20 protein-coding genes and 1 pseudogene are annotated in these 22,407 nt (G+C 45.4%); 10 read left to right on the plus strand and 11 right to left on the minus strand.

Features of this window, described 5'->3' with window-relative positions; genetic code table 11:
• Window positions 1-418: 418 nt before the first annotated feature.
• Entirely contained in the window at window positions 419-1,714 is a 1,296-nt protein-coding gene (locus JGUZn3_RS07290) for a hypothetical protein (RefSeq protein WP_203412909.1), read from the plus strand.
• Window positions 1,715-2,335: 621 nt separating this feature from the next.
• On the opposite strand, the gene JGUZn3_RS12670 is transcribed toward JGUZn3_RS07290, so the two are convergent.
• The 4 genes from JGUZn3_RS12670 to JGUZn3_RS07305 all read right to left on the minus strand — a co-directional run bounded on the left by JGUZn3_RS12670 (window position 2,336) and on the right by JGUZn3_RS07305 (window position 6,744).
• Window positions 2,336-2,461: a hypothetical protein gene (locus JGUZn3_RS12670; protein WP_275402835.1), complete on the minus strand. Its 126-nt coding sequence runs from the start codon at window positions 2,459-2,461 to the stop codon at window positions 2,336-2,338.
• A 649-nt stretch (window positions 2,462-3,110) separates the two neighbouring features.
• A complete protein-coding gene (locus tag JGUZn3_RS07295; RefSeq protein WP_203412910.1) occupies window positions 3,111-3,614 on the minus strand; it encodes a GNAT family N-acetyltransferase in 504 nt (167 codons plus the stop codon).
• 17 nt (window positions 3,615-3,631) lie between these two features.
• The gene (locus JGUZn3_RS07300) at window positions 3,632-4,528 is read right to left on the minus strand and encodes a 50S ribosomal protein L11 methyltransferase (protein ID WP_203412911.1); all 897 of its coding nucleotides are present in this window, start codon (window positions 4,526-4,528) and stop codon (window positions 3,632-3,634) included.
• On the minus strand, window positions 4,525-6,744 hold the full coding sequence (locus tag JGUZn3_RS07305; protein WP_203412912.1) for an ATP-dependent helicase: 2,220 nt from the start codon (window positions 6,742-6,744) through the stop codon (window positions 4,525-4,527). The genes JGUZn3_RS07300 and JGUZn3_RS07305 overlap by 4 nt, the downstream gene beginning before the upstream one ends.
• 146 nt (window positions 6,745-6,890) lie before the next feature.
• On the opposite strand from JGUZn3_RS07305, the gene JGUZn3_RS07310 reads away from it, so the two are divergent.
• The 5 genes from JGUZn3_RS07310 to dnaQ all read left to right on the plus strand — a co-directional run bounded on the left by JGUZn3_RS07310 (window position 6,891) and on the right by dnaQ (window position 10,668).
• Complete coding sequence (locus tag JGUZn3_RS07310) at window positions 6,891-7,604, plus strand: JAB domain-containing protein (protein ID WP_203412913.1); 714 nt, start codon at window positions 6,891-6,893, stop codon at window positions 7,602-7,604.
• 109 nt (window positions 7,605-7,713) lie between these two features.
• Window positions 7,714-8,505: an N-formylglutamate amidohydrolase gene (locus tag JGUZn3_RS07315; RefSeq protein WP_203412914.1), complete on the plus strand. Its 792-nt coding sequence runs from the start codon at window positions 7,714-7,716 to the stop codon at window positions 8,503-8,505.
• Entirely contained in the window at window positions 8,505-9,380 is an 876-nt protein-coding gene (gene aroE / locus JGUZn3_RS07320; protein WP_203414858.1) for a shikimate dehydrogenase, read from the plus strand. Before JGUZn3_RS07315 ends, aroE begins: the two co-directional genes overlap by 1 nt.
• Window positions 9,381-10,004, plus strand: coding sequence for a dephospho-CoA kinase (gene coaE, locus JGUZn3_RS07325; RefSeq protein ID WP_203412915.1), 624 nt, complete (start codon window positions 9,381-9,383; stop codon window positions 10,002-10,004).
• Window positions 9,982-10,668, plus strand: coding sequence for a DNA polymerase III subunit epsilon (dnaQ, locus tag JGUZn3_RS07330; protein ID WP_203412916.1), 687 nt, complete (start codon window positions 9,982-9,984; stop codon window positions 10,666-10,668). The genes coaE and dnaQ overlap by 23 nt, the downstream gene beginning before the upstream one ends.
• Before the next feature lie 100 nt (window positions 10,669-10,768).
• Here dnaQ and JGUZn3_RS12675 read toward each other — a convergent pair whose 3' ends face one another.
• Both JGUZn3_RS12675 and JGUZn3_RS07340 read right to left on the minus strand, forming a co-directional pair.
• Window positions 10,769-11,443, minus strand: coding sequence for a cold-shock protein (locus JGUZn3_RS12675; RefSeq protein WP_275402836.1), 675 nt, complete (start codon window positions 11,441-11,443; stop codon window positions 10,769-10,771).
• Window positions 11,444-11,772: 329 nt separating this feature from the next.
• Window positions 11,773-13,137 carry an MATE family efflux transporter gene (locus JGUZn3_RS07340; RefSeq protein ID WP_203412917.1) on the minus strand — a complete coding sequence of 455 codons (1,365 nt, stop codon included), beginning with the start codon at window positions 13,135-13,137 and terminating at the stop codon, window positions 11,773-11,775.
• 185 nt (window positions 13,138-13,322) lie between these two features.
• Here JGUZn3_RS07340 and cysS point away from each other — a divergent pair, with 185 nt between their 5' ends.
• Both cysS and JGUZn3_RS07350 read left to right on the plus strand, forming a co-directional pair.
• Window positions 13,323-14,711, plus strand: coding sequence for a cysteine--tRNA ligase (gene cysS / locus JGUZn3_RS07345; protein ID WP_203414860.1), 1,389 nt, complete (start codon window positions 13,323-13,325; stop codon window positions 14,709-14,711).
• Window positions 14,708-15,478 (plus strand): RNA methyltransferase, encoded by a 771-nt coding sequence (locus JGUZn3_RS07350; protein WP_203412918.1) that lies wholly within the window; start codon window positions 14,708-14,710, stop codon window positions 15,476-15,478. Before cysS ends, JGUZn3_RS07350 begins: the two co-directional genes overlap by 4 nt.
• A 40-nt stretch (window positions 15,479-15,518) precedes the next feature.
• Here JGUZn3_RS07350 and JGUZn3_RS07355 read toward each other — a convergent pair.
• Together JGUZn3_RS07355 and JGUZn3_RS07360 are read right to left on the minus strand one after the other, a co-directional pair.
• Window positions 15,519-15,917, minus strand: a pseudogene (locus JGUZn3_RS07355) (transporter associated domain-containing protein); the annotation flags it as partial.
• A gap of 104 nt (window positions 15,918-16,021) precedes the next feature.
• Window positions 16,022-16,564: an HdeD family acid-resistance protein gene (locus tag JGUZn3_RS07360; protein ID WP_203412919.1), complete on the minus strand. Its 543-nt coding sequence runs from the start codon at window positions 16,562-16,564 to the stop codon at window positions 16,022-16,024.
• A 1,095-nt stretch (window positions 16,565-17,659) separates the two neighbouring features.
• Here JGUZn3_RS07360 and rpsD point away from each other — a divergent pair.
• The gene (rpsD, locus tag JGUZn3_RS07365) at window positions 17,660-18,277 is read left to right on the plus strand and encodes a 30S ribosomal protein S4 (protein ID WP_203412920.1); all 618 of its coding nucleotides are present in this window, start codon (window positions 17,660-17,662) and stop codon (window positions 18,275-18,277) included.
• A gap of 82 nt (window positions 18,278-18,359) precedes the next feature.
• Window positions 18,360-19,895, plus strand: coding sequence for a peptide chain release factor 3 (locus JGUZn3_RS07370; RefSeq protein ID WP_203412921.1), 1,536 nt, complete (start codon window positions 18,360-18,362; stop codon window positions 19,893-19,895).
• 140 nt (window positions 19,896-20,035) lie between these two features.
• On the opposite strand, the gene JGUZn3_RS07375 is transcribed toward JGUZn3_RS07370, so the two are convergent.
• The 3 genes from JGUZn3_RS07375 to JGUZn3_RS07385 are packed head-to-tail and all read right to left on the minus strand — an operon-like array spanning window position 20,036 to window position 22,365.
• The gene (locus JGUZn3_RS07375; RefSeq protein ID WP_203412922.1) at window positions 20,036-20,623 is read right to left on the minus strand and encodes an META domain-containing protein; all 588 of its coding nucleotides are present in this window, start codon (window positions 20,621-20,623) and stop codon (window positions 20,036-20,038) included.
• Window positions 20,624-20,642: 19 nt separating this feature from the next.
• Window positions 20,643-21,404: an NUDIX hydrolase gene (locus JGUZn3_RS07380; RefSeq protein ID WP_203412923.1), complete on the minus strand. Its 762-nt coding sequence runs from the start codon at window positions 21,402-21,404 to the stop codon at window positions 20,643-20,645.
• Window positions 21,397-22,365, minus strand: a complete 969-nt coding sequence (locus JGUZn3_RS07385; protein ID WP_203412924.1) for an aldo/keto reductase — start codon at window positions 22,363-22,365, stop codon at window positions 21,397-21,399. The genes JGUZn3_RS07380 and JGUZn3_RS07385 overlap by 8 nt, the downstream gene beginning before the upstream one ends.
• Between the last annotated feature and the right edge of the window lie 42 nt (window positions 22,366-22,407).

Here is a 22,407-nt window from a genome sequence, read left to right on the forward strand (position 1 = left end):
ACTAAGAGTTTTTATTCACGGTTTTAGGAATTGGCAAAAACCATTGCTCTTACAAGGTTTAGATCAGGTTCCTACTGCTAGGGTTAGGCCGCCCTATAGAAAGGTCGGGTGTGTAAAATTTTTGGAACAAGTTTGTTGATATTTCTTTAACAATAGTGAGCCCCTTGAAAAGAAAAGTAACATAAAATTTTAATATCATGAGTATGATAAAGCACCTGGAAGGGATTTACGGAAGGGGAAAGTTTCTGTATGAGTTGGCAAGGTTGTGTTCTTTATATAACTTTATCTATTGTGAAGAAAAACTTATAACAAAAAATATTTAATAAGGTTTGCATGAGGTCGGTGGTAACGTTGTTGATAATGAAACAGAGTAGTCCATAGTATTTTGATAGAAATATCATTACTGTAGGGAGATGGAATGGAAAAGCAGAATAGTGTTAAAAAGAGAGAAACATCGGCCTATTTTATACTGGGTATGGGGATTTTGCTTTTTATTATCCTGATTGCTCGGCGGCCTGACTTGCTTACCAACGCCCAGTTCTGGGCAGAGGATGGAAAAGTGTGGTATGCTGATGCGTATAATTTCGGTATTCTTCATTCCCTTACTCTTCCGATTACAGGATATTTTCAGACCTTTTCCAGGCTTATTGCTTCTTTGTCGTTATTATTTCCTCTTCTCTATGCTCCCCTTATTTACAACCTTATCGCTTTAGTTGTCCGGGTGCTGGTCTTGACCTTCTTTCTGGGGAAACGGTTCGATGATATTCCCATTGTCCCTCGTGTTTTTACTGTTTTTTACGCTGCTCTTTTGCCAAATATTTCAGAAGTGCACGCCAACGTCACGAATACTCATTGGTATCTTGCCCTTTACGCTTTTTTGATTATTATAGCCAAACCTTCCAAGGGGATAGGCTGGGGTGTCCATGATTTTTTTATTACTTTCATTGCTGCCGTAAGTGGCCCTTCTCCGTTGTTTATCCTCCCTACCTTGCTGATACGGTTTTGGGCAAAAGAGGGTGTGTATGGGCTCTATAATATTAAGAAATTAGCAAGTTATGCTGTTACGCCTGGAGTATTGGGTCTTGGGTTAGGATGCTTTGTTCAGATCAGTTGTGTCGTGATGGAAAGGCAAACTCGCATTGCCGCTTCACTGGATCTTGGTGTTAATTTTGAGAAATTCTGCAAAATTATCTCTTCTCGTATTTTAAACGGCTTCGTTCCTGATTCCATCAGCGATCTCCCCTGGCAGCATCCGTCTTTAGCGGTGGGGATAACGGTTGTGTTTTTTCTGGCTGTATTATGGATGTTGTCTTACAGAGATTGGCGTTTCCTGAGTGTGATAACATTTACTTTTTCGCTTGTAGCAGCCGCACTTTATACTCCTGTTATTGCAAGCCAAAGCGATGTATGGTCCCTTTTTAGAATTTTTGGTGCGGCAGGCAGATATTTCATTATACCGCAAATGTGTTTGTTTGGGGTTGTGGCCATTGGCCTTTATGCCCTTATAAAGTCCAAAAACTTTCAGTATCTTTATATCGGCTGTTTTTCTGTTACCATCTTAGGTATCGGTATAAAGTTTTTTTCTCTTCCACCCTTGCCAGATTATCATTGGGCCCAGGAAGTACAGAAGTTTAATGCTGCTCCTTCTCACTCAAAGGTCGTCTTAGCTATTCCACCCCCTCCAGAATGGACAGTAGAACTGGAAAAAAAATAGGTTCGACTGATTATAAAAAGCTTATCTTTATGCACCTTATAATATGGAGATCAATAAGGAAGGGTAAGCTTTTTAATAAAATTTGGCCCGGTTATGGCCTATTCAAGGCGAGTAATAACAATAAAAACACCTTTTCTACTCTGTAAGGCTTATTAATAGAGAAGGCTCTAATAGAGAAAATTTTCCTTGGTAATAGAAACAGCTACGCTTTTGTCAAGCCCACATTAGAGTGAATATTTTGCCATTCTCTGTATAGAGTTCTTTTTACAAGAGTTTTACTATTTTTGTAAAACAAAACAGACACTCAAGATAACCTACAAAAAGATCCCGCGGCCTGTAAACGTATTTTGGACTTTGTCTTACTCTACCTCCGATGGGCGCTATTGGGTTTTACAATTTTATTGTGGGAGGATAGTACGCTTTTTAATGGAAATAACCCCTACACTGTAAAAGTGCGTGTTTTTTGAAGGACAAGACAAGAAGGGGATGCTTTTATGAAGAGATGCTTTTAGCATGGTAGAAAATAATATGGTAGAAAAGGCCTAAAAAGGTTTGGTGAGTAGCAATCTGTCAGAAAAATTTTCTTTGAATGTTCTGCTGAGAATATTCTGATAGGCTGTTTTATTCCATTAACCAGCTCACTTCTGGGTAGGCTTCTGGCGTAAGGGTAGGATCGTATCTTTTGAGAAATCCCCAGAGAATATCAGCATTCTCGGCATTGGCCGCACTGACCAGGTTTAACAACATGGCAAAAGAAACAGGGGTTTTTAGCTCTAACAGGCTGATCTAAAAGATCATCGCCGCCCATATCATGTTTCTCTTTAGAAGTGTTTTCTCATTTTAGTGCACCCAGAAGCTTTCTTGGCAGAAGCAGTATAAGATCATCTGCTTCCCATCCTTGCATTTTAATTGCCAGAATTAACTGTCAGAATTCATTGCCGAAATTAATTGTTAGAATTGATTGCTGGAACCAATAGTCTGTGGAATCAATGGCCAGAATTCCAAAGGCTATGGGTCTTGCACATAAGAGTAAATTGAGAGCCAGTCTTCTGGCCTATCGAGACGATGGGCCTTATATTGAGGATAAATTTATTTCAGAAAGTCTACCGCCTTGCATCAAATATTAAGGCAAGATGGGTGCCAACCCTTTCCTTTAAAAAACGGGCCTATTGGTCAAGCCATAAACAGCATGTATCGGCACATCTTCAGGAGTGATTATATCGTTATAAAGATTTGAATATAAAGGTTTGAATTTCAAAAATTTCTTGGTCTATAGAGCTGAGTTTATAGAGATTATACTCGTGGAGAATAAGGGAGGTTTCTTGGGGTTCGGATATGAAGGGGATGAGTTTTATGAGTTAGTATTATGAAAGAGTGACGGTAAGGCCGCTGGCCTTTATTTTTGTAAGAGCTTATACATAAAGACCAGATCCAGGAATTGCCCAAATTTTCGTCCAGCTTGGGGAATTGTGCTGCCAGCTGTAAAACCAGCCTGTTTGTGGAGCGCTATAGAAGCCGTGTTATCGGCAGAAAGTCCTCCAATCATGATGTGGAAATTCTGGACGGTTGCTGTTTGAAGGAGATGCTGGAGGAGGGCTTTGCCGTATCCTTTTCCTTGCTGATCTGTAGCAATATAGAGGGAATGCTCAATACTGAGGGCATAACCAGCATGGGGTCTGAAAGGCCCGTAGGTTCCAAAACCTGCAACAGGATCATGAGGGGATTTCTGAATGATAAAAACTGGGAAACCCTGTTGATGTTTATGGTCTAACCACTCTTGTCTATTTTTTTCGGTTACCGGCTCTTCTTCCCATAATGCGTTACTATGGAGTATGGCGTGGTTAATAACACGGGTCATGAAGGGAATATCAGCAAGGGTTGCATTGCGGATATAAGGCATATGGTATTATCCTTTGGCTAGAAGGGGTTACGTAATAAGAGGGTAGCCCATTCTCCTTCTAGAAAAATTTTTTCTAGTACAATTCCCTGTCTACTATAGGCTGCTAGTACCATGCGGATTTGATTTTTCAGAAGACCTGCCAAAATAATACTGGCCCCTGGGGCAAGATAGTGTTTCATTTGATAGGCCATTTTACATAAGGGGCGGGCCAGGATGTTGGCGAAAACGAGATCAAAAGGTTTATAGGAGGTCAGCTGGGGGGTATTCCACCCATTGCCAAAAAAGAACTTAACTTGTTGGCCTAGGTGGTTCATTTGGGCATTGGTATTGGCAACACGCACAGACCACGGCTCAATATCTACCCCAATAACAGGCTTTTTTAAAAGTGCGCTGGCAGCCATTGCCAATATGCCAGAACCGCATCCCATATCAATAATCCGTTGAGGTTTGCGCCAGGCTATACTTTCTAATGCACGAAGGCAACCGCGGGTGGAGCCGTGCTCACCAGAGCCAAAGGCAATCCCTGCATCAAGGATAAGGGTAATTTTGGAAGAGGTGCTGGCGGGTAAATGAGTACCCCGCACCACAAACCTTCTACCAATATTTTGCTCGGGAAAAGCCTCGTAGGTTCGGGCCAGCCATCCTTCAGCGGGAATATTGACCCGTTCAAGCGGGGCGTTATAGCCCGTCGTAAGTTCAGCAATGGCTAAGGCTGCGGCTAATTCACTTTCCCCGTAGCCTGTATCTTTTACCCCTTCAAGCCGCCAATGGGCTTCATCGGTTTCTATTTCAAAAATACCCACAGTGGTACAAACATTGCCTAAAGCTTTTTCGTAAGCCTCGACTGCATAATCTGGTACAACAAGCGATAGGGTCTCTAATTGGGTGGCATGGCGTCGGTGTGATAATCTCATGGAATTTGCTCAAGAAATCTGCCGAGCACGTGTTTAAGCCCGGCTTTGTCAAAAATAACATCCAGTTTTTCGCCATCCTGAGACTTGATGGTTCCATAACCAAATTTTTGATGGAAAACCCGTTCTCCTTCAGAAAAAACTGTGATGGGTTCCTGCTTTTTATAAGCGGCGGAATAGGGATTAGAAGCAGATCGTGATGGGAGAGACCGTGGGGAATAAGCCATATGATGGTGCATAGAGGGGGCCATAAGCCGATGTTCGCGTTGAACAAGGGCAGATTTTTGGTGTAAAATATGTTCTTCCGGCAGTTCTTCCAAAAAGCGACTGGGAAGGGAGCTTTGCCAGCCTCCATACATGCGCCGGTTGGCTGCATGGGTAATAATAATACGCTGACGGGCACGGGTAAGGCCCACATAGGCGAGGCGTCTTTCTTCTTCCAGCCCCTCTAATCCTGATTCTTCAAGCGTGCGTTGAGAAGGAAAAATATTTTCTTCCCATCCAGGCAGAAAAACTGTATCGAACTCCAAGCCTTTGGCTCCATGCAGCGTCATAAGGCTGATTTTGGCGGTATTTTCGGTATTTTCGTCATTTTCCATCACAAGGGAAACGTGCTCAAGAAACCCTTCTAAGGTTTCAAACTCGGTCATGGCTCGGACAAGCTCTTTAAGGTTATCGACGCGCCCGGGTGCTTCAAGCGAAAGATCGTTGCGCCACATGGGAAGGTAGCCACTTTCTTCCAAGAGATGTTCAGCAGCAACAATCGGGCCATCACGCTCCAGAAGGAGAGCGCTATTTTCAAGAACTTCCAGGAAATGGGTGAGTTCATTGGCTGATTTTCCCTTGATGAGCTTTTGCTCAATATGGGCTCGTACAGCAGCTAAAAGGGGGATATTGTGCGTTTTCGCATAATGGTGGAATTTTTGTAATGCAACGCTTCCTACTCCTCTACGGGGGAGGTTAATAATCCGCTCCAGAGCCAGGTCATCAGAGGGTTGGCGGAGAATACGGAGGTAAGCCAGACCATCGCGTATTTCAGCACGTTCGTAAAAGCGCATACCGCCAATGACCCGATAGGGAATGCCAAAGGTAATCAATTTTTCCTCAAAGCTACGGGTCTGGAAGCCAGCCCGCATGAGAATAGCCATTTCTCCCAAACTATGGCCCTCTTTACTAAGTTTTTCTGTCTCCTTGGCAACAAGCAGGGCTTCTTCGTCTGAATCATGGGTAGAGTAGATCTGAATTTTTTCACCGCTCTCGTGCTTTGGATCTTGTTGGCTACTGTAAAGGGTTTTGCCTAATCGCCCTTGATTATGAGAAATAAGGGTGCTGGCTGCTGAAAGAATGGCAGGGGTAGAGCGGTAATTGCTTTCCAGGCGAATAATTTTTGCCCCGGGGAAGTCTTTCTCGAATTGCAAGATATTCTGGATATTGGCCCCACGCCACGAATAAATTGATTGGTCATCATCGCCTACACAACAGATATTGGCTGGTTCCTCCGTGCGTAAAGCTAAAAGCCGTAACCAGAGATATTGCACTGTGTTGGTATCTTGATATTCATCCACCAGCATATAGTGAAACAGGCGTTGATATTCTCCTAGAACGGTTGGGTTGTTTTTAAGAATTTGGGTGGTATGGAGCAATAGATCGCCAAAATCGCAGGCATTGAGTTGAAGCAGGCGACTTTGGTAATTTTTATAGGCTTTGAGGGCATACCCATTGGTGTTGTCATTTTCTTCAGCCGGGGTGACTTGTTCAGGGGTAAGTCCCCTGTCTTTCCAACGCTGGATAATACCCATTAAAACAGGGGGGGTATAGCGTTTGGTGTCTATCCCTAAAGGCTCAAGGGCTTGTTTCAATAGGCGGAGTTGGTCATCAGTATCCAGAATGGTAAACTCAGGGGTGAGGCCTGCAAGCTGGGCATGCTTGCGTAGGATTCTAACACAAAGAGAATGAAAGGTGCCGAGCCAAAGCCCTTCAACCGGGCGATTGATGAGGGCTGCAATCCGTTCACGCATTTCGCGTGCGGCCTTGTTGGTAAATGTTACCGTAAGGATTTGCCACGGCTGTGCCTTGCCAGACATCAAGATATGGGCAAACCGTGTTGTGAGAACGCGGGTTTTTCCTGTACCGGCACCAGCTAGGATCAGAACAGGCCCATCTAACGTTTCTACTGCTTTTCGCTGGGCAGGGTTTAGGGGAGAGAGGTAATCCGTCATTATGTGGGAATCTAAAGGCTCATAAAATCTTGAGTGGAAGAATTAAAGAAAACGTTTCTACAGCTTTTTTGGCTGTACTGTTATATAGGACAGGCTATGATAGTCTGTCTATCAGATCAAGGAAAGAAAAACTCACAGAGGGTGATGTGTCACAAAAAAAAAGACAGTCTTACGGAATTGGACACCGTAAAAGGCTTAGGGAGAGGGTGTTAAAATCGGGGGCCTCTTCCTTGGCGGATTACGAATTGTTGGAGGCAGCCCTTTTTTCTGTCATTCCCAGAAGAGATACCAAACCCATGGCAAAAGCCTTGATAGAACAGATGGGAGGACTTTCAGCTGTGTTGGAAGCGGGGGAGGATCTGCTCAAGGAAAAAGGGCTTTCCCATCGGGTCAGCCACTTGTTACAGTTGCCAGCTCTTTTAGCCCAAGCATTAACGCAGCCACAACAGAACGTGCAGACGATATTACAGGATACGGGTGCCATTCTCGCTTACCTCCAAAAGGAGCGGGGGAGCGCAAGCCCTCTTGGTAAGGGGTGGTCGGTTTTTTATGTGAATGTCCGGAACGCTCTATTATTGAAGGAATTTATTCCTGATAACGGGGAGTGGGGCAAGAATATTCAAAAAACCTTGGCCGTTTCCATGATCCGAAGAGCGATCTTTACCCATGCCAGTGCCGTAATTATTGCTTACGATACAAACATGTGGGGGAAAATGCCTAAAACCGCCCTTCAGGGTCACAAGATCTTATCGGAAGAAATTCATAATGCCCTAAAATTATTTGATATCACGATGCATGATTATATATGCCTTTATGAGAAAAAAGCAGGGCTAGAGGCTTATAGCATGATAGAGGGGTGATTTTTGATGAAAAAGGGGCGTAAAATAAGCTTTTATAAAAGCGCTCTATTTATAGTAATATGCAGAGCACTGAGAAATAGAGTGACTAAAGCAGAGAAAGTGGCCTGGTATGAGTGAAACACACACAGCAACAATTTTATTGACGAAAGAAGACCCTGCGCCAGTAAAGCTCAGGAATATGGAATTTTCTTCCCCCTACCTCTTGGTTTGTGATCATGCAGGACGGAAAATTCCTCAATCTCTTGGGGATATGGGGGTGCCGGCTTCTGACTGGAACAGGCATATCGCATGGGATATTGGCATTGCAGAAGTTGCTCGCCATATTTCGGACTTTCTCAAAGCGCCCCTTGTGGAGCAGGCTTATTCCCGTTTGGTCATCGATTGTAACCGTAAACCTGGCCACCGTGGTTCCATACCGGAAGTCAGTGACGGAACAATTATTCCTGCTAATAAAGGGCTTTCTGCAGAAGAACGGCATGCTCGTGAAGAAGGGATTTTTTGGCCCTATCATCAAGCTATAGAATATGAGGCGGACATCCGTGGCACTATTATCCTCATTGCCCTTCATAGCTTTACCCCTGTTTATCAGCAGCAGGAGCGGCCCTGGCATTTGGGTGTGCTGCATAATCGTAATCCAGTTTTTGCTTTAGAATTTATAAAACAGGTGGAACAATTATCCGATGGGCCGTGGATTGTCGGAAGTAATGAGCCTTATATTCTGACGGATGAAAATGACTATACCATTCCCAGACATGCTGAAGCGAGTGCACGGCCTTACCTGGAGCTAGAAATTCGTCAGGATCTCATTGATGCGCCAGAGGGGCAAAGACTTTGGGCAGCGCGTATTGCCGAAGTTATTGAAAAAACCCGTACCGCTCTCAGTCAAGAGCCCTCAAAGTGATGATAAAAAAGCTCATTACAGGCACAACAAGGGTGGCAGGGGTCATGGGCTCTCCTGTTTCTCATAGTCTTTCTCCTCTTATCCATAATTATTGGTTAGAAAAATACGCTCTAGATGGGGTTTATATTCCGATAGATGTGGAAGAAGGCATGTTTGAAGAGGCTTTCCGAGGGGTTATGGCCTGCAATTTTTGTGGCGCTAACGTGACGATCCCTTATAAAGAACAAGCATTTCATTTGGTTGATACGGTGGATGAGCAGGCTCGTAGGCTTGGGGCAGTCAATATATTGGTTTTTCGTAAGGAGGCTCCCAAGGAGGTTTCCAAGGCTTATGGGTTTTCAACAGATGGGCAAGGTTTTTGGGATAGCCTCCAGGCTTCTTCTGTTGAGCTTGCGGATAAGAAGGTGCTTATATTGGGAGCGGGCGGGGCTGCTCGTTCTGTAGCAGGCTATTTATTAAGCGAACAGGAAATGGATATTAGCCTGTCCAACCGTAGTCTGGTTCGGGCGCAGGTTTTGGCCCAGGAGCTTTCTGTTTTGGGTCCTGTTCATGTGATAGAGTGGCAGAATTGGCAAGATGAGCTGGATAAGTTTGACCTTCTTGTGAATTGCACATCTTTAGGAATGGGAGGAAAAAACCCAGCAGAGATCTTTTCCCCAGATCTTTCAGCGGCAAAACCTCATCTGGTTGTGGCCGATATTGTCTATACTCCTCAATATACCCCTTTTCTACAGGCTGCAGAGGCCCGTGGTTTGGTTGCTATTGGGGGGTTAGGAATGCTGGTGTACCAGGCACGGCCAGCTTTTAAAGCCTGGTTTGGAACGATGCCAGAGGTGGATGCCCGCTTGTGGGATCTCCTTGTAGAAAGGTTGTAAATGCTGGTGGTTGGCCTTACTGGTGGTATGGGAATGGGGAAGACAACAATTGCCCATATGTTCAGGCGTGCAGGGATTCCCGTTTTCGATGCCGATGCCTGTGTGCATGTTTTGCAATCCCCTGGGGGGGAAGCTGTGCCCCTTATTGCGAGGCTTTTTCCAGATGTTGTGGAAAAGGGTATTATCAATCGTTCCCTACTAAGGGAAAAGGTAAGAAAAACCCCAAAGGCTTTATATGACCTCGAACAGGTTATTCACCCCTTGGTTAAAAAGGAGCGTCAGCGCTTCATAAGGCAAATGCGTAGGCGGCACGTCTCTCTATGTATGTTGGATATCCCCTTACTTTATGAGGTGGGGATAGAAAAAGAGTGCTCGGTGGTGATTACGGTTTCCGCTCCACCGTCTTTGCAACGGCAGCGTATTATGAAGCGTCGTTCTATGACGGCAGCGCAGGCAGAAAAATTGATCCAAAGGCAAATGCCTGATTTTGAGCGCCGGAGGCGGGCAAATTTTACTATTTTTACCGGCCTGTCTTTATGGAACAGTCTAAGGCAGGTCAGAAAAATTATCACAGCTCTTAGAGCTGAAGGAGAGAGACGCTATGGCACGCACCGTTTTGTTTGATACAGAAACAACAGGATTAAGTCCTGAAAGCGGCGATAGGGTTATAGAGATTGCCGTTATCGAGCTTATTAATGACTTGCCTACTGATAAATATTTTTATGCCCTTATTGATCCAGAGCGAGATGTTCCAGAAGAGGCCAGTAAAGTTCATGGCTATAAAACAGAAGATGTGAAAGGCAAGCCTGTTTTTGCTGAGATTGTGGATGATTTTCTGGATTTTGTAGGGAATGACCCATTAGTTGCCCATAATGCACGATTTGATTTTGGGTTTATGAATGCAGAGCTGGTGCGAGTTGGCCGGAAAGGGCTCGATATGGACCGAATGGTTGATACATTAGAGTTAGCTCGCAAAAAATTTCCTGGAATGCCTAATAGTTTGGATGCCCTGTGCCGAAGATTTTCTATCGATATTTCTGAACGCACGACCCATAATGCTTTGCTAGATTGTCGCTTGCTCGCCCAGGTCTATGTAGAGCTTATGGGGGGGCGCCAGCACGGTCTTGCCTTATTGCAGGAAGAATTAAAGGGCGCAGAACTCCAGCAAGGCCATAAAGTGGCGGTACGGACCAAAGCACCAGTTTTAGTGAAGGCCACTCCAGAAGAACTGGAGCGTCATGCGGCTTTTATAAAAGCACTGCCTCACGCGATGTGGCTTAAAGAATAAAAGCAGTCGCGTAAGCGCTGCTCTTATTCTTTCTACCCTTTATAATAAGGCGATAAAACCTTACTGTTCAGTGTATTATTTCTGCTTATTATTTCTGCGGTTATACGTGGATGGCAGCAGCTTCTGGGCCTTTTTGGCCCTGCACAACCTGCACGACCATGACCTGTCCTTCATTAAGGCTATGCAGCCCTGCACGCTCAACGGCTGAAACGTGAATGAAGATATCTTTTCCGCCATTATGAGGAGTAATAAAACCAAATCCTTTTGTAGGATTATACCATTTCACAGTCCCTTCCACTTCTTCTGCGTGTGAAAGGTCTGGAGAAGTGCGGCTACCGCCTTTGGCTCCTTGAAAAGATTGGCCATAGCTATTTTCACTTCGCCTTGGCGCATGGCTCTCAGGTTCTGCAGTGCTTTCATCAACGAAGAGCACTTCAGTCACCTGTCGGCCCTTAGGTCCATTCCCCACATAGACTTTAAGGGTGGCACCAGGGAGGGTTTGTTTATAACCGGCTTGGTTGAGGGTATTGGCGTGAAGGAAGACATCACCTGAGCCATCGGTGAGCTCAACAAAGCCAAACCCTTTGGTCGGGTTAAACCATTTTACGACAGCTCCAATCTCAGGCCCAGTTGGGGTGGAGGAGGAAAAACTGTTAAAGCCCTGGTCCCCCCTGGATCCACCATGGTCGTGGTAAGCGTATGACATATCAGAGTCAGAGCGAAATCCGCCGCGGTTTGGAGAACGAGAGCTGCGGTCGGTTCTATTATTTTTCAAGTGTTGAAATCCTGAAGTTTAGTGGCAGAAGCAAAACAACTACCCAAATGAAAAAAGTACAAAGGAAAGTGCTAACATGGTATTGATGAGGTTTTCATATAATCACAATGTTTGGAAGGCTAAAAAGTTCCCCGGCAATTCCATGACTGTTACACTTTTTAAACTTAACATAAAAATGGATTTTTCACTACAAAAATTATCCTTTTTCTTTTTAAGAAAATATTAAGATCTGTACAGCTTTCTGCATGGTTAATAGGGGGATAAAGGGAGATATTTTTTCAAGGGTGATGATCTGTGTTTTCCGTCATGAAGTTTATAGGAATAGACCATTATAGAAGGTTTTTCTGCTGCGTTTGCTGCTTTTTGACCAGGAGATAGATCCGAAAAATCATCAGGAATGCTACGATGCTCAAGCCAACAGCTAGGCCTATCCATAACCCGATTGTTTGATAGTGGAGAGTAAAAGCCAGATAATTGGCCGCCGGAAAAGCAACGGCCCAATAACCCAATATACAGAAGAGCATGGGCACAAACGTGTCACCCATGCCGCGTAATATTCCATTACCTACGGTTTGCAGGCCATCAACACTTTGAAAAAGGCCAGCAATGATCAGGAGCTTGCTGGCAAGAACCAGCCCATCGGCTGAGGGCACAGAGGTGTGGCCAAGGAAGACCTTGGCAATGGGGGTGGAAAATCCTGCAATAAGTCCAGACATGGCGAATGCAATCAGCCCTGTACAAAGAAAGGCGATAAGAATGGCTTGCCCTAGCATAGGGTAGTTTTTTGTGCCGGTCCAAAACCCAGCTCGTACATTGGCAGCCTGCCCTAAGGCGTAAGAGACCATGTAGCTGGTTGTACAGGTGTTAAGGGCGACTTGATGGGCGGCCAGGGCAGAAGTGCCAAAAAGGGCAGCCTGCAAGGTTGTTGCTTGGAAAAGGAGCATTTCTGCCGCTGCTGCTGCCATCATCGGGACTCCCAGCTTCGCAAAGGGCCATATCCAGCGTAGGTCAATTGATAAGGGATAAACATAGGGGCGGAGTTTTTTGCTGAAGCATACAATTCCCAACAAGAGTAGGGAAGACAGCCAAAGGGTTATGGTGGTTGCCAATGCGGAGCCATAGAGCTCAAGCCGGGGCATGCTAAACAGACCATAGATCAAACTGCTATTGAGCAGGGCATTTAGGGCTGTCATGAGGATGGTTGTCTTTAACAGGAGGTTGGCTGCGTTCAGGGCAGGAAGGACAGCCCTAAACAGGCCCACCCCCATCAGGAGGGGGAAAGTTCCCCATTGTAAGATACCGATAAAATGAACAGTTTGGTCGATAATATCAGGGGATTCGTTAAGCCATTCCAGTAAATACCGGATATAATGGATCAAAACCATACAGGGTATAGTAAGCAAAAGGGCAAAAACAAAGCTGGTTGCATAAAGGCTTGGAATAATGTGCGGCTGCTTTTTCCCAAGGGCTTGGGCTATAAAAACACCTGCAGCGTTTAGGGCCGTTTGGAAAATAAAACAGATTGTAAAAAAAAGGCCGGTAGAAAGGCCCCCAATGGCCAATGCCCTTTCACTGATACCGCCGAGCAATATGGTATCTGTTATTCCCATAGCCATTTGAAAAAGCTGAGAAAAACAGATAGGAGCAGCTATGGCAAGAAGGGCGCGGAGCTCTTCTTTATGGGAGATATGCACGAATAGACCTTTGCAATAAAATAGATGGGATAAAATATAGACAAAACCGATTAAGGTCGTTTGTAATCTCTCAAAGAACACCTCTTTGGAATTGGGCTGTTGGATATTATATTTACAGCGTGCTGAACTGTGTTTATAGGTTCGGTAGGTAGATATACGCTCCTTATGGCTTAACCATGACCTTTATGGGAGGTTTCATAGTGTCCGCATTGCCGCAGCTTTTCCTGTATAACAGCCATAAGCGCTCATCAAGGATGTTTGTTCCCCTCGATAAAGAGAATGTCAGGGTGTATTATTGCGGGCCTACAGTCTATGATCTTATCCATATCGGGAACTTACGCGCCCTGCTGACAGCAGATATTTTGGTAAGGCTTTTGCGTATTCTCTATCCCCATGTCACCTACGTACGTAATATTACTGATGTGGACGATAAAATCAATGAGCGCGCAAGGCTTAATCATGAGCCGATTGAGGCCTTAACGGCAAGAACCATTATCGATTTTCATAAAGATACCGAAATAATGGGGATTGCCCGGCCGGATATTGAGCCAAGAGCTACACAAAATATTCCCGAGATGCAGCAGATTATTGCGACCTTAATCACCAATGGGCACGCCTATGTTGCCGAGGGGCACGTTCTCTTTTCCGTGGGGGATTTTAAGGATTATGGAGCTCTTTCAGGTCGCAAGCAGGAAGAGCTGATTGCAGGGGCAAGAGTAGAGGTTGCCAGTTATAAACATCACCCTGGAGATTTTGTTCTATGGAAGCCTTCAGAAGAAGGGCTACCGGGGTGGGATAGTCCCTGGGGACGGGGACGGCCAGGGTGGCATATTGAATGTTCAGCCATGTCGCACCGGTTTTTAGGAGCAGATTTTGATATTCATGGCGGGGGGGATGACCTTCTTTTCCCTCATCATGAGAATGAACGGGCCCAAAGCTTGTGCTGTTTCCCGGGGAGTCATTTTGCCCATTACTGGGTTCATAACGCCATGCTTTTGGTGGAAGGGGAAAAAATGTCCAAATCCCTTGGGAATTTCTATACCGTAAGGGAGGTTGTGGCAGAGCACCCTCCAGAGGCATTGCGGCTGCATATTCTGCAAGCTCATTATCGCTCGGTGACCAATTTTTCTTTTAAAGGATTAAAAGAGGCTCGCCAAACGTTGGATAGGTTCTATCGTGCCATTGAGCCTTTTGAGGGCGATGATAAAGGGGAAGAAAGTAAAGAAGGGTATAGCGAGGCTTTTTTACAGGCCCTGTGCGATGACCTGAACACGCCCAGAGCCATTGCTGAGTTGCATACTCTAGCCGATAGAGCCCTGGCAGGCAATGCCCAGGCGGCTTCTCAGCTTAAGGGCAGTGGGAAAATCATTGGGCTAATGACTCACACAGCAGAGGCCTGGTTTCGTTCAGGGATCAAGGTGGAGGCCGCTTTTATCCAACAAAAAATTGAAGAACGTTTGCAAGCGAAACGAGAGAAAAATTTTGCCCTGGCAGATTCCATACGGCAGAGCCTCTCAGAGCAGGGTATTCTTCTGGAAGATACCCCATCAGGCACGGAATGGCGCATAAAATGACCGGACGGGATAAGGGCGCGGATATAGCGCCCTTGGGGCCATCGCCCATTATTATATTGGTACGTCCTCAACTTGCTGAAAATATTGGCAGTGTCGCTAGAGCCATGGGAAATGGAGGATTATTCCACCTGCGTTTGGTTGCCCCGCGTGATGGCTGGCCACAACAGCGGGCTTGGCGCTCTGCCTCTGGGGCGGACCGTATCTTGGAAGAGGCTGAGGTTTTTGAAACGGTAGATGAGGCTATTGCTGACTTGCACCACGTTATGGCAACGTGCCCTCGGCCAAGGCATATCATTAAATCCGTCATGACGGCCAGAGGGGGGGCTTGCGAACTTCATTCCATTATCAATCGTGGGCTTAAGGCTGGCATTTTGTTTGGGCCAGAACGGTCAGGGTTGGATAATGAGGATATGGCCCGTGCTGACAGTTGGATTAGGTATCCACTCAATCCAGATTTTATGTCGCTTAACCTTTCGCAGGCTGTGATGATTATGGCTTATGAATGGTGGATGCAAAACGAAATGACCCCCATAAAAACATTTGTAACCAATGAAACCCATGTTGCCACGAAAGGAGAGCTGGAAAATTTCATGGCGCATTTGATACGGGAACTTGATAAATCTGGTTTTTTACGTAATGAACAAAAAAAGCCCGGTATGGTGCGTAACTTGCGGCATTTTTTTCAGCGTGGCGAAGTGACCGAGCAAGAATTGCGTACATTACACGGGGTGGTGGCAGAACTGGCAAAAATGGGCCAATCCTCATAGTGTAAAAACCAGAGCGCTCCACCAGAGAGGGGAATACTCTCAAAATCTGGCGACTGGCTTTTATCTTTGTGATTTTACGGCCCTCCATCTCTGTCACCTCAAACAACCAGCCGGAAAAAACCACCTTATCACCTACGGCGGGAATACGCCGCAAGAGGGCCAGGATCATCCCAGCTAATGTATGGTAACTGCCATAAGCAGGGGGCTCTTCTGCAAGGTCCAGGTTGGCTCTAATTTCATCAACCGGTAAAAACCCTTCTAGCTCGAAGGTATCTGCTACAATAGGGTGGGCTTGGATTTGATCTTTTTTATCTTTCTGGGCTTTCTTCCCTCCTACAATAGCCTCAAACACATCTCCCGCGGTCACAATCCCCTCAAATGAGCCATATTCATCCAGCACCAGGACAAGCCCAATATCGCTCGAGCGTAAACGCTCCAATACAGTCGCAGACCAATTCTTTCGCAGGTTTGTTTTTTGGTGCTGAAGGGAGCATAGGTTTGGTTTTGGGTTCAATCCCCTAGTCATTTCACCGGAATTTTCCCTCAGGGTGAGTTCTCATTTTGCTGCTTTAAAATCATACCGAAGTTGAGCCAGCTTGCTCCACTAAAAATAAGGTCAATTCCTAACAAGGTGCCTAAAACCCAAAGACCAGACCAAGGTAGAAGAATATAAAGGGCTGCTCCCACCAACATGCTTAGCAGGCCACTCAATAACATGACCCACCATCTTTTCAGGTCAGTATGGCGGGTTGCAATAATGGCCCGCATGGCTCCTCCAAGAATAAAACAGAGAGCAATAAAGGCTGTGAGGAAAATTGAACCAGTAACAGGTTCCTTCATCAGCAAGATCCCGCCAATACAGTAGAGAACCCCTATTCCAAAGGAGAAGATAAAACTACTCCATTCTTTTACCGAGAAGCTGTGATAAATCTGGATCATGCCAGCAATAATTAATAAAAGACCCAGCATAATAACACTGGCAAGGGTTGCCAGGCTTGTATCAATCAGGGCGAATACCCCAAGCGCAATACAGATCATGCCTAATATGTAAAATCTTTTCCAATGGGTTGCGAGTAGAGGGGTCATAGAAATAATCCTTATTTCAACTGTTTTTAAAAAGGCCCTGAGGGAATTGTGGTCTTGAATATAAAAAGCCCGTCAGGCTGAAATGTTGCCTTTTTAAATCGTTTATTCATTATAATAGCCCAACAATACTAGTATGATTTGCCTGGTGGGGGTATAGGGGAAAGGGCATTTTGCCAAAAACAAAATGTTGGTGGCTTTATTGAGACAGGTCATAGGTTTTAAAAGGTTTAAGTAACCTTAATTGGCCAATCTTCCTGTTTATCAACAGTTTGAATGAGCCAGCCGGTCACGACAACTGAGGCTAATCCCGAATGAGGAAAGGGGCTTACCGCTCGTAGATGCAAAACCATTTGTTTCTATTAGGAGAAGCGATTTCCTGAATTTTTGGGTCAGTAAGGGGCAAAAACTTTACAACAAAAACTTTACAAGAGGAGGCAGCAGCAATGAGTAATCCAGCTCGTTTTCCCCTTAAAACTGCACGAAGCTGTTCTTATTCTTATCAAATCCTTCCCTCGCAGGCTTGTTGAAGAATGTCATGTCTCATGGTCTTCCATTATTTTGGGAGTTTCTAGGTTCTCGGAGTTTTTATGTTCTGGGAGCTTTTTGGTTATAGAAGATTCTAGGTTGTAGAGAGTAGCATCATCAATAGCCTAATCAAAAGCCATCCAGCAGAAGACTTGGAAAAAGTAAAACAGCCCTTTCTCTCTATTGAGTGGATACCTAATCTAACTGTCAGCACAGGCCATATTCTCATTATCCAACACTGTCCTACATTTCCTTTTCTGATATTTCCTCATTGGGGGGATGCCAGATAGGTTTCAGGATTAGGCTCCAGGGTTGAAGGGTATAGTTTTAACTATTGACAGAGGCTGCCCTTTATTATTATAGCCAACACATGGCTGGGAACGTGGACAGACCAGTTTTATGCTTTTGCTCTAGAGAATAAGGCATAATTCCAAGGGATGCGCCCGTCTTTGTTATTGATTCTGCCTTTTGTCTAACCGTTTTGGGGGCTAGGGCAGGGAATAAAGGCCTACCGGTTCAACAAAATGAGCTATTGATAAAATAGCAAAGTATAAAGAGAGGAATGCGTTTATGAGCAAACGCGAGGAAAGTAAGTTTAAAATTAACCGCCGCTTAGGGGTTAACCTTTGGGGAAGGGCGAAATCACCGGTTAACCGTCGTGATTATGGGCCAGGCCAGCATGGGCAGCGCCGTAAAGCCAAACCTTCTGATTTTAGCGTACAGTTAATGGCTAAGCAAAAGCTCAAAGGCTATTACGGCAATATTGGCGAAAAGCAATTTCGCGGCTATTATCAGGAAGCTGTTCGCAGGAAAGGGGATACTTCTGAAAACCTGATAGGGTTGCTTGAACGGCGTTTGGATGCTGTGGTCTATCGCATGAAATTTGCACTGACCCCTTTTGCGGCACGCCAGTTTATTAGCCATGGTCATATCCTGGTGAATGGCAAGCGCGTTAACATTCCTTCTTATCTAGTCAAAGATAATGATGAGATTGAAGTAAGGGAAAAATCAAAACAGTTGGCCGTTGTTTTGGATTCAACACAGAATACAGAACGGGATGTGCCAGAATATATGGAAGTAGATTATCGCCTTATGAAAGGCCGCTACCTCCGTGCTCCAAAATTTGCTGATGTTCCTTACCCAGTGATGATGGAACCCAACTTGGTTATTGAGTTCTATTCACGTTAATTGCCTTTAATAGTTTTTTTCTATGCCGGATAAGGGGTTTTAGCCCCTATCCGGCTTTGGTATTTATAGGGATGTTCCTGCTATGACGGACCTTGTTGCTGAAATTTCACGTAGGCGGACTTTTGCCATTATCTCTCACCCTGATGCGGGAAAGACTACACTTACAGAGCGTATTCTACGTGCGGGGGGGGCTATTCAGCTTGCAGGAAATGTCAGGGCTAAAGGTGAACGACGGCGTACGCGCTCTGATTGGATGGGGATAGAAAGAGACAGGGGTATTTCCGTTGTCACTTCTGTCATGACATTTGAATATGGAGGGTGTGTCTTCAATCTTTTGGATACGCCTGGTCACGAGGATTTCTCAGAGGATACTTATCGTACTCTTACAGCTGTTGATTCAGCGGTCATGGTGATTGATGCTGCCAAAGGTATTGAGGAGAGAACCCGTAAGCTGTTTGAAATATGCCGCCTGCGTGACATTCCCATTATCACTTTCATTAACAAGATGGATCGTGAATCCCAGGATATTTTTTCCCTTCTGGATGAAATCTCATCCTCGCTAGCTCTTGATGTAACGCCGGCTACTTGGCCTGTTGGGCGTGCTGCCCAGTTTGTGGGGACTTACGATATTTTCAATAAGCGCTTTCTCATGGAGGAAGAGTTACCCCAGTCTGACGAGCGAATCATTCAGTTAGGCGAAGAGCTTGAGTTGGTAGAGGCCGCACTGCCACCTTTCGATAGGGAGAGTTTTGATGCAGGCCATCTTACCCCTGTTTTCTTTGGAAGCGCTATGAAGGAAATAGGTGTAACCAGCCTTCTGGATGCTCTGGCAGCCTTTGGCCCTTCGCCCCGTGCACAGGAGACAGAGACCAGAAAGGTGAATGCTGATGAAGAACAAATGACCGCGCTGATCTTTAAAATTCAGGCGAATATGGACCCTAACCATCGGGATCGTATTGCGTTTGCCCGTGTGTGTTCAGGTACCCTTACAAGGGGGATGCGGGTTAGGCATGTTCGCTCTGGCAAGCAATTTGCCTTACATACCCCACAGTTTTTCTTCGCTAGGGATCGGCAATTGGCTGAAGAAGCTTTTGCGGGCGATGTGGTGGGGATCCCCAATCATGGAACATTGCGTATTGGAGATACCCTCACCGAGAGGGAGGATATTCGCTTTACCGGGGTGCCCCATTTTGCCCCGGAAATTTTGCGCCGTGTCAGGCTAGATGATGCCATGAAGGCTAAAAAATTACGCCAGGCCCTTACGGAGCTGGCTGAGGAAGGCGTTGTTCAGCTTTTTCGCCCTCAGGATGGGGCAGCCCCGATTGTAGGTGTGGTGGGTACCCTTCAGCTTGATGTGTTGCAGGCCCGGCTCCAGGGGGAATACGGTGTCAGTGTGGGGTTTGATACGACCCCGTTTTCTCTTGCACGGTGGATTACAGGTGAGAGGGGGCTTCTTGAAAAATTTATAGGGGCTAACCGTGCAGCAATTGTTGATGATTTGGATGGTGACCCTGTCTTTCTTTCAGGATCCTCTTTTATGATGCAAAGAAGTATTGATGCCAATCCAGAGCTGAAGTTTCATGCAATTAAGCAAATAGGCATAGGGTTGGAAAGCTAAGATCTTCCCTATTTTTTGGGAAAGATTTTTTCTGGGAAAGATTATTCACTTATCCACAAAATTTGGGATAAAGACGTGGATGGTTGTGTGGATGGTCAGGGCAAGGGTGTGGGTAAAAGCCTGGAAAGTTGCCTATAATTTTACGGGGTGACGATCTTTTTCTCAGAAAGTTGGCCAATTTTTTTGCCGGATTGATCGAAAAAATATAAAAAACGGTCTGTAATCTCGTAACGGACTGTTTGTGTGAGCATGGTAAAGAACTTGTTTTCAGTTTCCATCATGGTGTGGTCCAGGCACATGCGCTTGGTTGTGGCAACGGGATGAAGCGTTAGGGAGGTTCCACTACTGCTATATTGGCCTATAAAACGGTTACAGGTGCCTGAGCCCATAAAGCGATTAGCAGCGGGATCAAAAACAATTCTGGGTTCCATATTATATTTGGCATCGGGGACTCGGTTGCCATAAAGAAAGGCAAGCTTCCATTGAGTGGAGGTCAGCCTGTTTTTTTGGGGAGTTTGTTGGGGGTTTTGTTGGGCATAGGCCGTAACCCCATAGGCTGAACCCAAAATATAGAGGGGGCTGACCATAACGGCATAGAAAGCAAAAGTAGAAAAGGATAGGCCAATTTTATAGTTTGTGAGGGCACTTTTTAAAGACGTGTAAACCATATCCATAACCGAAAGAATGTGTGGTGGGGGAATTGCTAGAAAGGCAATAATAATGGGCATTGCCTGTGATTGTCCAGATTTACTGGTTTAAAAAATGATGTGTTGTCTTTTGCCAGGTTTTAATCAAGATGTCTGTGGTTGGGATCAGTTCAGGAAAGTGTGTTTGCCAGGTAGAAGAAGCAAGACGTTCGAATTCCACAAGAGCCAGTTCTGAATATTCTGTATTTTGACATTTCTTCCAACAGTGAAAGATCTGGCTAAAGGAGAGAGATGTAGTGAGGATGATGCCAATATCAATCACTGAAGCATTCGGATGAGTGACAGCCACAAGGGCAGGCCCAACAACAAGGGTGTCTTGTGGTAGGCCAAGTTCTTCCTCTGCTTCTGCGAGAAGGTTTTCAGAAAGGGAAATAGACCGTGTTAAGGGAGGAGAACTCTCTCGGCATTCTACACTTCCCGCTGGTGGGGATTGCCAGGAGTTAGGCTTATAAAAGGCGTGTTGTGAGCGTTTGGCTAGCACAATTCCTTCAGGTGTTAAAATCAAGCCAATAACGGCCAATGACTGTAGGTGAAGACCCTTTTGAAGTTTAGGGTTTTTCATTTGGGCATAGAGGTGAGAGAACTGATCCCAATGTCCTGTTATGTGATGGGCAGAAAGATGGTCTACGCAGAAAATATACCCGTTATAAAGGGTGGGAAGGTTTTTTTTGCCTTTTTCCCATAAAGTTTCAATTTCCATGAGGATAGCAGGGGGCGGAGGAGAAGGTGGTGGAAGACATTCTATAACAAGGTTTTTATCCAGCGTTGTAGTTTTCCAATTTTTATGGTTTTGTTCAGCCATGGGGGGGATGGCCTTGCAAGATTTCTTCGAGTTGTTGGCTTTCTTCAAGGGTAAGAGGGTGCGAAAGGACATCCGTATTATGTTCGACCTGCTCAAATGTGGTGGCACCCGCTATGATAGAGCTGACCTGAGGAATATGGGCCAGCCAATTGAGGGCCACAGATGTCAGGGTTCTTCCACTTTGGCGGGCAAAATCTGTTAGGCGTTCTACAAGGTTCCAGTTTTCCTCTGTCTGGTACAGGTCAATAAGATAGGTCCAGGCTGTGTAGCGGCTATTTTTGGGCATTGGGGCATTGCGTTTGTATTTTCCTGTAAGAAGACCACTCGCGAGGGGGAAAAAGGGAAGAAAACCCACACCAAATTTATGGCATGCAGGAAGAATCTCTTCCCTGGCCTTGCGGTTCAGTAAGGAAAGCTCGTTTTGCGCGGAGATCAATCGGTTCCAGTGATTTTTCTTAGCGAGGAAGTGGGCTTCGGTTATCTCCCAGGCAGCAAAGTTTGAGCAGCCTGCATATAAAATTTTTCCTTCTCGAATAAGGTCATTCAAGCAATCGAGTGTTTCTTCAATAGGGGTAAGAGGGTCAGGCATGTGGAGTTGGTAGAGATCGATATAATCGGTTTTTAAACGCTTGAGGGAGGCTTCCACAGCTGTACGGATATAACGCCGAGAGGCTCCTTTAAGGGTGCCTTCTGTGTTCATGGGTTTGCCAAATTTTGTTGCCAGAATCACAGAGTGCCGCTCGGGGCCAAGAATTTTTCCCACGCAGGTTTCTGCAGCGCCAAAGCCTGTTTCTCTACGTCCATAAATATCAGCCAGGTCGAAAAAATTTATCCCTTTTTCCAAGGCCTTAAAGATCACCTTGCGCGATTGTTCTTCGTTGATACGACCGCCAAAATTATTACACCCCAGCCCTGCTAGGGAAACAGAAAGCCCAGAATGGCCCAATGATCGAAATTGCATAATTCACTTCCGACTCTGACAATGAAGAGAAATGGTTCAATG

Origin of the sequence: Entomobacter blattae (assembly GCF_014672835.1) — a bacterium.
Lineage (GTDB): Bacteria > Pseudomonadota > Alphaproteobacteria > Acetobacterales > Acetobacteraceae > Entomobacter > Entomobacter blattae.